Here is a 13,271-nt window from a genome sequence, read left to right on the forward strand (position 1 = left end):
CGGCTTACACCTGAAGCAGTCGGTCCAGCTGTCGCCGTAGCTGCGCATTATCATGCTCAAGGCGGTCAATTTTTTCCAGCAGGGTCAGCACCATTGCCGTCCCTGCCCATTCCAGATCCAGCTCAATTCGCAACCGTCTGGCGCGGCGTAGCGCGCTCAGCGCCTGATAATCAAACAGCCAGATCGCTTCGGCGTCGAGCGGGGAGATGACCCCCAGGCCAACAATTTCGTACAGATCGTCCTGTGAAATCTCTACCACCTGGCAGAGTTCAGTGACGGTAAACCGGGTAAGTTCAGTCATCAGGGTTTCTCCCATGCGGCACGGGGATCAAAGGCGGCCTGACGTGACAGTTCCCGCCACAGTTCACTGGCTTTATCATCGCCTTTCGGCGGCATCACGACGTTGAGTATGGCGTAGAGATCGCCGGTCCCTTTTTTGTTGGCCAGTCCCTTACCTTTTATCCGCAGACGTTGACCGTTTTGGCTGTTCGCAGGCAGAGTGAGCGCAATCTTTCCGTTCAGGGTCGGGACCTGAAGCGTTGCGCCCAGCGCCGCCTCCCAGGGGGCAATAGGCACGATGATATGAAGATCCTGTCCTGCTACCTCATAAAGTGGATGCGGGGCCAGACGTATCACCAGATAGAGATCGCCATTTGCCGCCCCCTGAGTCCCCGCCACGCCCTGACCTTTCAGGCGTATACGCTCACCCTCAACCACGCCGGCCGGAATTTTAACCTTAAGGGTTTTGACCTTAACATCCGTCTGGCGACCCAGCGCATCATAAATGGGTAGCTTATAGGAAACAGAGCGCGTCTCTTCGGCCAGCGTTTCTTCCAAAAACAGCGGCACTTCCATCTCAAGGTCTTCACCTCTGCGAGGCTGACGGCGCGTGGCCCCCTGCTGTGCCGAATGAAAGCGCTGCCCAAAAACGGATTCAAAAAAGTCAGAATACCCGGCACCACTTCCCTGGGTATGCTGCCAGCTCTCGCCGCCGAAACCCGCAGAAGCGCCGGAGAAACGCGGATCGTTGCGATGAAGCCTGATCTGATCGTATTCGGCGCGGCGCTCGCTGTCCTTAAGCACTTCGTAAGCTTCAGCAACCGCTTTGAAGTGACTCTCCGCGTCTTTTTCATCGCTGACGTCAGGATGATACTTTCGCGCCAGTCGTCGATAGGCGGTTTTAATCGCCTTGAGATCCGCTGTCGGCTCCACCTCCAGCAGCGCATAATAGTCTTTAAATTCCATCTGTTATCACCTTATATTCATTATTTTAGTCGATATAAGTTCGGCTCATTCCATCGAACTCCACTGCGCCCTGGCTCCTGTCCCCAGCCCTGATAAGGATTAATCGGTGTCAGACGGGATCGACGAAGCGGCGCAAAGCCCGAATGAATAGTAGCCAGCTATTGAGTGGGTGAAAAGAGAGAACGGTGAAATTACGGTTGTCATTCCATCCTGACAGGGACAGTAAAAGGAGTCAGCCGGTGACGGGGCAGAGATAAATAACAGGAGCAGTTAACAGAGGGAGATTAAGTGATAGCCAGCGGTCCTTCCATGACCGTGACTATCGAGGGTTTCGGGCCAGAACGCCTCAGGAGAGTGCGCCCGGCGGTACGTGTTTGAACGTTTCAACATAGGTGCGAAACACGTACTTAAGGAATTTTTTCATAAGCCTGCCTGTATCAACTTTTGTTAATAAAACACAAAAATTATACAGCCGGTGGGTTTTTCAGGCAATTTAATTTGAAGTGGATCACAGAAAATCAGCGGAATTATGAATTTATCGAAGTAAACAGCGGCTTAACAAATCGCATTTTGTTAAGCCCTGTAGAAGTGACTGCGGACGGCCAGGCTATCAGAGATAAGCGCGGCCCCCTTAATCAGGCAAACAGACCCAGGTGCTCAATCAGGATATTACTGCCAATACCTATCAGCACCAGACCGCCAAAAATTTCCGCCCATCTCCCCATCATCGGACCCAGGAAGCGGCCGAGAAGAATACCGGCAGAGGCCATAATCATGGTTGAAGCGCCAATCGCGAGCGCGGTCGTTACAATATTAACCTGAAGGAAAGCCAGCCCGACGCCGACGGCCATCGCGTCCAGGCTGGTGGCAACGGCGGTACCGGCCAGCAGCCAGAAGCCGTGACGCTCAGGGGCCTCTTCCGGCGCGTTAACTTTCTTACGCAAGCCTTCCACAATCATTCGCGCACCGAGAATGAACAGCAGAATAAACGCCACCCAGTGGTCCCATGACATCACGTAGCCGCTGGCGGCAATACCCACGCCCCAACCAATCAACGGCGTCAACGCCTCGATAACGCCAAAGATAAGCCCCGTGCGGAGAGCTTCTTTCAGGCCCGGACGGTTCAGGCTGGCACCTTTCCCGATTGCCGCCGCGAAGGCATCCATGGACATACCGAAAGCAAGAATGAGTGTAGCGTATAGATTCATTGTGGTTATACCGGCCCGGAAGCGTAACAGCCGCTCAAAGCATCAAAAGAACAGATCCCGCTGAAAAAATGGGGCGAGAAGGTTAATGTGGGACGCATGCTACCATGGGATGCCTTGAAAAAAAAGACAGTAAAATCAGGGATTTAATTATAGCATCGGCTATACTTTTTAACGAATGCTAATTTCGTGCCTATAAAAAGGCCAAAAAGCCTAAAAGAATTACTACTTTACCCGTTTCGCCCCTAAAACCGCAGGGAATTGCCCCTTCTTTAAGCAGCGCCATTTCTTCTCTGACAGGAAAAAAAGATCCGCCCTGCACCGCGAGGAACGTCAGGGATTGAAGATTGGCAACGATTGCCGGAAAATAGCCCGCAATGACCCGTGATGGAAATCCGATGAAAAATCCCTTTCTGACTTTTTTGATGCCCATGAGCACCCTGATGCTGGGTTTTCTCTCGGCTCTGCTGCTGCCCGCTCCGTGGTTCGGCCTCAGCCTCACCCACAGGCTGGTTGAGATGTTTCACCTGAGCGATATCGGCCAGCTCTATACGCTGGTGTTCTGCCTGTGGTTTTTGCTGCTGGGCGCGGTGGAATACTTTGTGATTCGCTTTCTCTGGCTGAAGTTTTATAAGGTTTAGCCACAAAAAAGGGACGAGTCACAGACCCGCCCCTTCAAATTTTACTGCTGAGCATCAGCTGGCTGGCTATCGCGCTTAGGCTGAATATTGTGAGCCGCCTGTTATTACCTGCCCGCTGAATATCCGTTAGCCGCTCACCTGCCTACGCGCTAAATATCATTAGCAGCCCGCTGGAGAGTATCATCAGCCCCACGAAGAACAGCACGATAGCGGTTACCGCGTTATTGTGTTTCATTTTTTAATCCTCTTCAGAACCACTGACCAAAGCGGCGCATATAAATACGTTTTATGCTCTGGGCAACGATGCAATATCCGAACAGCGTAGCGACCAGCCACGGGAAATAAGACCAGGGCAGCGGCACCAGGCCAACGGCATGACCCAGCGGCGAGAACGGCAGATAAATACCCAACGCCATGACCAGCCCGGTCATCAGCATGACCGGCAGCGCAGCGCGGCTCTGGATAAACGGGATTTTCTGCGTGCGCAGCATATGTACCACCAGCGTCTGTGACAGCAGCCCTTCCACAAACCAGCCGGACTGGAACAGGGCCTGATGTTCAACGCTGTTCGCAGCAAATACATGCCACATCACCAAAAAGGTGGTGATGTCGAACAATGAGGAGGTGGGCCCCACCCACAGCATAAAGCGGCCAATATTCTTCGCATCCCATTTGCGGGGCTTGCGTAAAAACTCCCTGTCCATTTTGTCCCACGGCAGCGCCAGCTGGGACAGGTCATACAGCAGGTTCTGCAGCAGCAGCTGAATTGCCAGCATCGGTAAGAATGGAATAAAGGCGCTGGCCACCAGCACTGAAAAGACGTTGCCGAAGTTAGAACTGGCGGTCATGTTCAGGTATTTGATGATATTGCCGAAGGTTTCCCGGCCCTTAATGACCCCCTGCTCCAGCACCATCAGGCTCTTTTCCAGCAAAATAATGTCGGCTGACTCTTTGGCGATATCCGTCGCGGTGTCTACCGAAATACCGATGTCCGCATCACGTAGCGCGGGAGCGTCGTTAATCCCGTCACCAAGAAATCCCACCGTATGGCCATTCTGTTGCAGCGCCTTAAGCACCCGTGATTTCTGCTGCGGCGTGAGGCGGCAGAACACCGTACGGGATTCAACTTCTGCCCGTAATGCTTCATTACCAAGACGATCGATCTCCCCGCCGGTCAGCGGTTCGCCGGGCTCCAGCCCCACGTCACGGCAAATTTTCGCGGTAATCACGGCATTATCGCCGGTGAGCACCTTCACCGTAACGCCGTTTTCCATCAGTGCTGCAATTGCCTCGCCTGCGCTTTCACGCGGCGGATCGAGAAAGGTCAGCAGTCCGCAGAGGGTCAGATCGCGTTCGTCATCCCTGTGCAGCGGGAGATGCAGCGGCGAATCTCCCAGATCGCGTTCGGCGATAATTAATACGCGAAAGCCCTGCTGATTCAGATGTTCAGCCTGCTGCAACCAGCGCTGGCGCGCGGCCTCATCCAGCTCGCAGCGCTGGCCGTTATCCAGCCAGTGGCTCGCCACCTTCAGCATTTCATCCACTGCGCCCTTGCAGATCAGCTTCTGCTGATTTCGCTCGTCGGCGACCACCACCGACAGGCGACGGCGTTCAAAATCAAACGGCAGCTCATCGACCTTGCGCCAGCGCCACAGTCCGCTGGTGGCCAGTTTGCCCTCGCTGAAGCGCAGAATCGCCTTGTCCATCAGGTTCTTAATGCCGCTCTGGTGACGGCTGTTCAGCCACGCCAGCTGTAGAACCTGCTCATCGGCACGACCCTGAACGTTGAGGTGCTGGCTCAGAATTATGCGGTCCTGAGTCAGCGTGCCGGTTTTGTCGGTACAAAGGACATCCATCGCGCCGAAATTCTGAATCGCATTCAGCCGCTTGACCACCACCTTCTGGCGCGACAGGGCAATCGCTCCTTTAGCCAGATTTGAACTGACGATCATCGGCAGCATTTCAGGGGTCAGGCCAACCGCAACCGCCAGCGCAAACATCAGCGCATCGGTCCAGTCTCCTTTGGTAAAGCCGTTAATCAGCAGAACGACAGGCACCATCACCAGCATAAAGCGGATCAACAGCCAGCTGACGCTGTTCACCCCACGATCGAAAGCGGTCTGGGGCCGGCTTCCCACCACTGACTTCGCCAGGGAGCCAAACCAGGTGTGGCCGCCGGTTGCCACCACAACGGCAGTGGCCGTCCCGCTGGCTACGCTGGTTCCCATCAGGCAAATGCCGGGAGCATGCAGGATATTATCCTCCACTTCGTCCGCCGCGCCCGACTCCTGCGCGCGCGCGCTTAGCGGGTCATATTTTTCAACCGGAATGGCCTCACCGCTCAGCGCAGCCTGGCTGACAAACAGGTCGCGGGACGACAGCAGGCGCACATCGGCTGGAACCATATCGCCAGCGGAGAGAAAAATAATATCGCCAGGCACCACATCCTGAAGGGCAATCTCCATCTTCAGGGGCTGGCCCATGATGCCGCTGCGACGGATCACGGTCGCGGTAGTGCGCACCAGTGATTTCAGTGCCTCCGCCGCTTTATTGGTACGGTATTCCTGCCAGAAGCGCAGCAGGCCGCTAAGCATGACCATGCACAGCATAATGCTGACACCGGTCAGGTCGGTCTCTTCCCCCCGGCGCGCTGGAAGCAGGTAGTCGGTAACAAAACTCACCGCCGCCAGGATGACCAGAACCCAGATAAAGGGATTATTGAAGGCCTGAAAAAGCTGCACCAGTGCGTGCGGCGCTTTCTCATTAGCGACCTGATTTTTCCCGTAGTGCAGCAGCCGCTCTGCGGCATCGTCCTGAGTCAGGCCGTTACGCTGGGAACCCAGTCGCGCAAGCGTGTTGTCCAGGCTCTGTTTTAGCTCGCTGCCAATTGCCAGTTCGCGGGCAAGCGTTAATTTGGCGTTATTCATTTTCATCAGCCAGATCCTTTATTCTTCTTTTATTCAGGCGTGGGGACGCTGTCCTGCATGTGAGGATGTTTTAAAAGCGTGAAGATCGGGACGAAGGAGGCGATGTCATGGCGGGGAGGTTGTTATGGGTTAGGCCACCTCCCGGCGCTACGCTGCTCTCTTCGCCCATCGCTGGACGGAGGTTCTTTCATCACAGGCTCCTAAAAGAGATAACAGGCCAGCTGCCGGGCAGCGATAATTACCGATGTCGGCCACATGACAATAAGCCTGTGGCGCGGCCAGTAACGTTCTGGCTGGAGGAAAAATTTGCGTACGCGGGCATTACGAGGCTGGGCGCAGGTAATTCCTGTACGGCGTAGCCAGTACAAAAAAGGTTATTTCGGGGATGCGACAGCTCTGAGAGGAGGTGAAACATTGCCCGCCGACGGTCGGCAAGCAAACAACGGAGTTGGCTTACCTTAGCGCGTATAACCTAAAGGGTGACTGTCCAATTTTTGACTCCATTGTGAAATTCGCCGCCACTATAAGCCCGGCCTGAACAGAAGTAAACTGGAAATATCCGGACCGAAAACCAGAGGTTATTTCTTAAAAAAAGTTTAACTAACAATGGATTACCTAATAACATCCGGTAACTAACCATCAGGATTTGTTTAAACGATTTATCAACCAGCGCGTTATTTATGCCACTCACAACCCGGTTTTAACCTGTGCTAACCCTTCCATCCGTTTCTCACTGCGACTTTCCTCCTAACGCGTCCCCTACCCGATCGCGTCTGTGCAGCGACGCCTGCACTCTTTATTGTCCGTTTTACAGTGGTTACCGCCAGCAAAAAGAGGTTTCACCCTGATATCAGCCAGCAAATATTCCCACATGCGAACAATTCACTTTTCAGCGGGCAACGCCCTGCCCAGCGGGCTTTTCGGCATTGAACGAGGCCGTTGCAGTGCGTAAAATTCTGTAACACGTCTTAAAAATAAGAAACTGCTATGCAAGCCTCTATCGCACCTGCTTCCGCCGGCCAACCCGATGCCGCCCCCGTAAACTCACGCGGTAAAGTCCTGATCGCTTCACTGGTTGGTACCGCCATTGAGTTCTTTGATTTCTATATTTATGCCACCGCTGCGGTAATCGTTTTCCCGCATATCTTCTTCCCACAGGGTGATGCCACCGCCGCGACGCTCCAGTCGCTGGCGACCTTTGCCATCGCTTTTATTGCACGTCCAATCGGCTCGGCGCTGTTTGGTCACTTTGGTGACCGCGTGGGCCGCAAGGTCACGCTGGTGGCCTCGCTGCTTACCATGGGCATCTCAACCGTGGTGATTGGCCTGCTGCCAGGTTATGACACCATCGGGGTGTTCGCCCCGCTGCTGCTGGCGCTGGCGCGCTTTGGACAGGGCCTGGGGCTGGGCGGAGAATGGGGCGGCGCGGCGCTGCTGGCGACGGAAAATGCGCCGGCAAAGAAGCGTGCGCTGTATGGCTCCTTTCCACAGCTTGGCGCGCCTATTGGCTTTTTCTTTGCCAACGGAACCTTCCTGCTGCTTTCCTGGCTGCTGACCGACGCGCAGTTTATTCAGTGGGGATGGCGCGTACCCTTTATTCTCTCGGCGATTCTGGTGCTGGTCGGCCTGTACGTTCGCGTTTCGCTGCATGAATCACCGGTGTTTGCCCGGGTGAAAAAAGAGCATAAGCAGGTTAAGGTGCCGATCGGTACGCTGCTGACAAAGCATCTGAAGGCCACCGTTCTCGGCACCTTTATTATGCTGGCGACCTATACGCTGTTCTATATTATGACTGTCTATTCCATGACTTACGGCACCACCCCGGTACCCAACGGGTTAGGTTTCCCCCGCAATACGCTGCTGTGGATGCTGATGGTGGCGGTGATTGGCTTTGGCGTGATGGTCCCGATTGCCGGACTGCTGGCCGATCGTTTCGGCCGCCGCAGGACGATGATTGTGATTACGCTGATGATTATTCTTTTTGCGCTGATTTTCCCGTCCATGCTGGGATCCGGCAACCAGCTGCTGGTGATGGCGTTCCTGCTGTGCGGCCTGAGCGTAATGGGGCTGACCTTTGGTCCAATGGGCGCCCTGCTGCCGGAGCTGTTTCCCACGGAAGTCCGCTATACCGGAGCCTCTTTCTCCTACAATCTGTCGTCGATTCTGGGTGCCTCCGTGGCCCCCTGGATCGCCACCTGGCTGGCGCATAACTACGGTCTGTTCGCAGTGGGCATCTATCTTGCGGCAATGGCCTGCCTGACGTTAATTGCCCTGCTGGCCTGCAAAGAGACGCGCCACGAAACGCTCTACGACTAATTATCCTGGTCAATAAAAAGCCTGCTCAATCACACATTGAGCAGGCTTTTGTGTCTTCTGAAGCCGGGCCAGATTAAGTCCCTGGCCCGCTGCGGTTATTTCTTACTTTTCATTTCCTTTAGCACGTTAGTACACTGGTTCTGCTCGTTATCGCTGGGCGAGACCAGTGCCAGCAGCGCCGCTGCGGGTGCGACCACGGCGCCCAGCGCGACGGCCGCGGCACCGCGCGCAATCAGCGGGCCAGCTTTTACCCCGGCGTCGGGCTTCTTAAAGGTGCCGCGTACGTAGAGCGGCGAGCGCAGGGTGACGATGCGCACCCCTTTACTCTCCGGATTGATCGACAGATCCATTCTCTCGTTGGCAAAATTGGTGGTGCCATTAATATTAATTACTGCGTTTTCCGTATCGAAAACAAAGAGTTTACTGGTGGCCAGTCCGTTCCTGACGTTGAGATCGGCTGCGGCGCAGTTAATACGTACCTGGTCGTCGCCAAACAGCTTGCCCACCACGTAGTTACCCACGTTAAGACCGACAATTTCCATCAGGCTACGGCTGATTACGCCGTCGTTCATCAGCATTTTCAAATCGCCGTTGCTGGTCGCCAAAATATCCGCCACGGAGTTGCCGGTGCCGCTCAGGCTGGCATCGCCGTTCATCTGTCCCATACTGCTCTGCATTGCCGCCACTTTAGGGAACAGCTGCTTTAGCTTCAGATTACGGGCGTGCAGATCGGCCCGCGCGCGCATCGGCGTATGATTCCCTTCCATATGAATGGTGGAGTTCAGGCTGCCGCCCGCCACGCCGAAGCGCAGCGGATCGAGCAGCAGGTCGCCGTTCTTCAATACCAGATGGGTATAGAGATCGCTTAGCGGCAGCGAGGTACTGTGTTCAATGCGCTTGCCGCTAAACTTCACGTCGGCATCCATCACGCCCCAGCTTTTGGTATCAAACTTGTCGTGCGGCAGTACGCGGTCAGCGGGCTGATTTGAAACATCGCCCCGCTTCGCCTTAGCCTGTTCAGTCTTACTGCTGTTCTTGCCGGAGTTAACCCCTATGAGCGGGCCAAGATCGGCCATACGCAGCTGGCGCGACTCCAGCGATCCTTCCAGTTTGGGCCGTGGCTTGCTCTGGGTGTAGGTCATGGAACCATGGATATCACTGTCGCCAATATGGCCGTTGAAGTTTTCATAGTTGAACACCGGGCCGCCTTTTTGCTGGAAATGCGCAATCAGGTGACCATCGGTTTCGTAAGGAGGCGTATCGGGCAGCACAATCCCGGTCAGGCCATAAAGGTTAGCCAGCGTGTCGCCCGAGAAGCGCAGGCGAATATTCAGCCCGCCGAGATTGAGCGGATCCTGTAGGGTGCCCGCCACCTGGACACGCGTACTGCCGTTACGCACGTCGGCCTGTAGCGGGAATGGGTTGGTTTTACTGCGCAGCGAGAGCATTCCGCCAATTTTACCCTCTCCGTTAAGCTTTTCGCCGTTGTAAGTTCCGTCTGCTTTCCAGCCGAAAACGAAGTCGGATGCGCCCTTCTGGCCGGAATCATCTTTACTGCCGGCGACCTGGCCATAAGGCACGGGTTTACCCAGCGGATTCACGGTCACCTGGAGATCGGCCTTATTGATAGCATCTTTCACGGCAATCTGTGCACGATCAAACAGGATGTTATCCAGACGGAATGTCCAGGCAGAGGGAGGCTGGTTCGGGTCTGCATTCTCACTGCTGGCCAGATTAAAGGTCCAGTTATTTTTATGGTCAGCGGTCTGGAGCAGCCTGGCATCCGGCTGGGTCAGGCGGATCCAGGGAAGGTAAATCTCCTTGCCTAACAGCGCAAGCGGCGAGAGCGTGGCATCCACCCGATTCAGGTGCACCATGGTGACTTCAGGTATGTTTGCCGGGTTACCCAACATAATATCTTCCGCGTGTACCTGCGGCCAGGGAACCCAGCTGCGCCAGCCATGCTCTTCCCGATTACGCGCCCAGTTGACGCCCAGATCGCCGCGTATGGCAAAGGGCCGGTTCAGCTCGGTTGAAACTTTCTGGTTTATGGTGGGCTTAAGTCGGTTCCAGTCAAACAGGGCGATGATCACCACAATCACCACAACCAGTAACAGCACTATTCCGACAATCCAGCTAATTATTTTTCCCGTACGCGACATACCTGGTCTCCTTGCTCGCTTCGGCTTTCACTAAAGATAGTCCAGAGAACAGGAAACGGCACCCGACAGGGTTGATTAGCAAGGTTTTAGCCTGCGAACGCGGTCACATTAATGCGGGCTAAAATCAGGAAGCGCCAGCAGCCAGGTATCACGCCGGGCGCTGATTAGCGCGCCGCGCTGCGCATGCCCGCTATCAGTCTGTCCCGGCGTAAAGGTAGCCTTTTCGATATCGCGCCGATAGCGCAGACTGTGCAGATGATTGTCCGCCTGCGAAAGGAGCGGGATGAGCCGGGCGCTAATGCGATCGCGCGATGGGTAAGGCCAGACCCGGTTATCGTCGGTCCAGGGGGCCATAAAGTCGAGCGCGGTCAGGATACCGACGCCGCCCGCCCGCGCTGGCCGCCATAGATCATCCGCGCTGCTTTTGTCCGCCAGCGTGGCCAGTGCGACCAATGCCTGGAGATTGAATATACTGTAGTGAAAAGAGCGCGTACGGGCCAGCTCCAAAGGTTGAGTCCCATCCGCCAGAATCTGGTGATCCATTCGCGCCCGTGCCGCTGTAACCTGTGCACGAACGGTGGCGGGCTGCCGCACATACCAGGCAATCCCCGCCACCTGAACGTTGTACCAGCTGCCATGGTTATTTTTTGCCCGGGCCTCGCGTTTTCCCTGCGGGCTGTTTTGTAACCAGCCCAGATAGTCCGTCATCCACGCCTGCATCTGCTGTTCATCAGACTCATGCCAGCCAGGCGCCTGTCGCAGGAGGATCAGCGAGTCGACCACCCGCGTGGCGAAGTAGCGACCGTCCAGAATCCCCGTCGACCGTCCCGTCGCCATACCCGGAACGCCCTGCGCCCAGTTCAGGTTGGGGTTCATCCGGCTTTCCGGTTCAATAAACCAGTGTCGCATCAGCTCAAGGGCTTTCTGCGCATAGCGGGGCTGTCCGGAGAAGTACCATGCCAGGGTAAGGGATTGCAGACGGGCGGTAAACGCGGCCAGCCTTACACCATCCGACTGGTTATTTTTGCTGGCAGGGTTAATTTCCCCATCGCGTCGTATCCAGCGCCCCTGCGGATTATGCGGATCCGGCCACCAATACGCGCTAATGCTGAGATAGTCATGCCTGGTGCCGCCCAGCGGCACCTGCCCCTTTTCCGTTACGCTCATGAGCGGAGCGTCCAGTGCCCGGTCAGCCTGACGCTGAAGCTCTTCCCATGCCAGCTGCGTCTGCGCAGAGGCGCGGTGGGTCTGAAGCTGTGCCTTTACCTCTGCCAGCACGCGCATATCCATAAAGGCAGGTTGCTGCGCCCGGGCGCAGAGGCAAACCAGCAGGAGTGCCAATGTAACCGTTACAAGTCGACCCATTTGGCTGCTCTCCAGTTCAGGTTCAGGTTCAGGTTCAGGTTCAAGAGGTTCACTCTACCGCTGAGCGGGCCAGTTGAAAATGGTAAGCGGATGGATAAAGAGCGGAAAAAAGTAGCCGCGGGGCAATTCGCCATATTCGTTATTTCCGCTTGATCGACACAGGGTAATACCTGTTAATTTGCGTGAAGGAAATATATTACGCTGAATCCGTAAAGCAGATTAACTCTACTGCCAGCAACAAACCTGCCCGGGCATATTTATTAATTTATCATTCGACTTATCAGACATTGATTAGCGTTATTCGCGCGTGAATGCCACCCTGATTAAGCGAGGAAAATCCGCCTCCGATTATACCTGGGTATAAGTCTGAAACTGGCTATTCCCGCCTTTGTTTAACTGGACGCTTTATTAATAAACGGGCAATGTTTCAGCCATTCGATATGACCTGCTGCCCCGTTTTTCTTCGCGGCTCACCTTTGCAAATAATATAAATCAGGAGCGCCCATGAGAACTGAAATTATAAATATCTGGCCGCAGGGTGATGCACCCGGCGCCAGCGATTCACGGGCGCAACCGCAGATTATTGACCTGGCGCGAGAATATGAGCCTTTCGATCGTGCCGCCAGCGGCGTGCGCTGCCCGGAACTGGCGTTCTGGTATCCCGAGGAGAAGAGCGACAACGGCGTGACCCTGCTGGTCGCGCCGGGCGGGGGCTTCGAGCGTATTATGATTGATAAAGAGGGCAGCGCGCTGGCGATGTTCTTTACGGCGATGGGCTATACGCTGGCGGTGATGACCTATCGTCTTCCTCAGGATGGCCATCATGAAGCCGCAGACGCCCCGCTGGCGGATGCCCAGCGTGCCGTTCGGGTGCTGCGCCACCGGGCGGCTCGCGGTCTGAACGGTAAGCGTATCGTGATGATGGGCTTTTCTGCCGGGGGCTACGTCGCCGCCAGCGCAGGGACCCGCTTTAGCGAAAAACTCTATCCGGTACAGGATATCGCCGATTCGCTGGCGGCGAAGCCTGACGCGCTGGTGCTGGTTTATCCGGTTATTAGTATGCGTGAGGGGCTGGCACATAAGGGTTCGCGGCTGAGGCTGTTAGGCGAGCACCCTACCCAACGGGAGATCGACGCTTATTCACTGGAGACGCGCGTCACGGCGCAAACGCCACAAACGCTGCTGATACACGCGGTTAACGACGAATCAGTGCCGGTCAATAACAGTATGGTAATGTTCAGCGCGCTGCGTGAACACCACGTCAGCTGCGAACTGCATTTTTACGAAAAAGGCGGGCACGGCTTCGGCATCCGTAACGTCGCCGACCTGCCGCTGGCCAGCTGGCCAATGCTGGTGAACGAATGGCTGCGCGCGCGAAGCTGGTAAGAGGTGGCTAAGCGGCGACTGACG

At 55.6% G+C, this 13,271-nt stretch carries 11 protein-coding genes; 3 read left to right on the plus strand and 8 right to left on the minus strand.

The annotated features are described in order from the left end of the window. Positions 1-4: 4 nt before the first annotated feature. From A1830_RS00740 to A1830_RS22445, 5 genes are all read right to left on the minus strand, one after another. Entirely contained in the window at positions 5-301 is a 297-nt protein-coding gene (locus A1830_RS00740) for a chaperone modulator CbpM (protein WP_067700281.1), read from the minus strand. Continuing rightward, entirely contained in the window at positions 301-1,245 is a 945-nt protein-coding gene (gene cbpA, locus A1830_RS00745) for a curved DNA-binding protein (RefSeq protein WP_067700283.1), read from the minus strand. Before cbpA ends, A1830_RS00740 begins: the two co-directional genes overlap by 1 nt. A 346-nt stretch (positions 1,246-1,591) precedes the next feature. Next, positions 1,592-1,669 (minus strand): stress response protein AzuC, encoded by a 78-nt coding sequence (gene azuC / locus A1830_RS23815; RefSeq protein WP_156484915.1) that lies wholly within the window; start codon positions 1,667-1,669, stop codon positions 1,592-1,594. Between the two features lie 211 nt (positions 1,670-1,880). Then, a complete protein-coding gene (gene mntP / locus A1830_RS00750; protein ID WP_067700286.1) occupies positions 1,881-2,453 on the minus strand; it encodes a manganese efflux pump MntP in 573 nt (190 codons plus the stop codon). Positions 2,454-2,643: 190 nt separating this feature from the next. Beyond that, entirely contained in the window at positions 2,644-2,883 is a 240-nt protein-coding gene (locus A1830_RS22445; RefSeq protein ID WP_156484906.1) for a hypothetical protein, read from the minus strand. Between A1830_RS22445 and A1830_RS00755 the strand changes: the two genes are divergently transcribed. Beyond that, positions 2,849-3,091, plus strand: coding sequence for a DUF1158 family protein (locus tag A1830_RS00755; RefSeq protein WP_067700715.1), 243 nt, complete (start codon positions 2,849-2,851; stop codon positions 3,089-3,091). The two genes, A1830_RS22445 and A1830_RS00755, sit on opposite strands and share 35 nt — an antisense overlap. Before the next feature lie 248 nt (positions 3,092-3,339). Here A1830_RS00755 and mgtA read toward each other — a convergent pair whose 3' ends face one another. Next, entirely contained in the window at positions 3,340-6,024 is a 2,685-nt protein-coding gene (mgtA, locus tag A1830_RS00760; RefSeq protein WP_067700289.1) for a magnesium-translocating P-type ATPase, read from the minus strand. Positions 6,025-7,005: 981 nt separating this feature from the next. Between mgtA and A1830_RS00765 the strand changes: the two genes are divergently transcribed. After that, complete coding sequence (locus A1830_RS00765; protein WP_067700292.1) at positions 7,006-8,334, plus strand: MFS transporter; 1,329 nt, start codon at positions 7,006-7,008, stop codon at positions 8,332-8,334. A 95-nt stretch (positions 8,335-8,429) separates the two neighbouring features. Here the strand turns inward: A1830_RS00765 and A1830_RS00770 are convergent, their stop codons facing one another. Then, positions 8,430-10,496, minus strand: a complete 2,067-nt coding sequence (locus A1830_RS00770) for an AsmA family protein (protein ID WP_067700296.1) — start codon at positions 10,494-10,496, stop codon at positions 8,430-8,432. 108 nt (positions 10,497-10,604) lie between these two features. Further along, positions 10,605-11,861, minus strand: a complete 1,257-nt coding sequence (locus tag A1830_RS00775; protein WP_067700299.1) for an alginate lyase family protein — start codon at positions 11,859-11,861, stop codon at positions 10,605-10,607. 504 nt (positions 11,862-12,365) lie between these two features. Between A1830_RS00775 and A1830_RS00780 the strand changes: the two genes are divergently transcribed. Then, positions 12,366-13,247 (plus strand): alpha/beta hydrolase, encoded by an 882-nt coding sequence (locus tag A1830_RS00780; protein ID WP_067700302.1) that lies wholly within the window; start codon positions 12,366-12,368, stop codon positions 13,245-13,247. Positions 13,248-13,271 lie beyond the last annotated feature (24 nt).

Origin of the sequence: Erwinia sp. ErVv1 (assembly GCF_900068895.1) — a bacterium.
GTDB lineage: Bacteria > Pseudomonadota > Gammaproteobacteria > Enterobacterales > Enterobacteriaceae > Erwinia.

Bases quoted from the DNA above. Each gene is read 5' to 3' on its own strand.
- A1830_RS00740 (WP_067700281.1), bottom strand. From the start codon at position 301: ATGACTGAACTTACCCGGTTTACCGTCACTGAACTCTGCCAGGTGGTA.
- cbpA (WP_067700283.1), bottom strand. From the start codon at position 1,245: ATGGAATTTAAAGACTATTATGCGCTGCTGGAGGTGGAGCCGACAGCG.
- azuC (WP_156484915.1), bottom strand. From the start codon at position 1,669: ATGAAAAAATTCCTTAAGTACGTGTTTCGCACCTATGTTGAAACGTTC.
- mntP (WP_067700286.1), bottom strand. From the start codon at position 2,453: ATGAATCTATACGCTACACTCATTCTTGCTTTCGGTATGTCCATGGAT.
- A1830_RS00755 (WP_067700715.1), top strand. From the start codon at position 2,849: ATGAAAAATCCCTTTCTGACTTTTTTGATGCCCATGAGCACCCTGATG.
- A1830_RS22445 (WP_156484906.1), bottom strand. From the start codon at position 2,883: ATGGGCATCAAAAAAGTCAGAAAGGGATTTTTCATCGGATTTCCATCA.
- mgtA (WP_067700289.1), bottom strand. From the start codon at position 6,024: ATGAAAATGAATAACGCCAAATTAACGCTTGCCCGCGAACTGGCAATT.
- A1830_RS00765 (WP_067700292.1), top strand. From the start codon at position 7,006: ATGCAAGCCTCTATCGCACCTGCTTCCGCCGGCCAACCCGATGCCGCC.
- A1830_RS00770 (WP_067700296.1), bottom strand. From the start codon at position 10,496: ATGTCGCGTACGGGAAAAATAATTAGCTGGATTGTCGGAATAGTGCTG.
- A1830_RS00775 (WP_067700299.1), bottom strand. From the start codon at position 11,861: ATGGGTCGACTTGTAACGGTTACATTGGCACTCCTGCTGGTTTGCCTC.
- A1830_RS00780 (WP_067700302.1), top strand. From the start codon at position 12,366: ATGAGAACTGAAATTATAAATATCTGGCCGCAGGGTGATGCACCCGGC.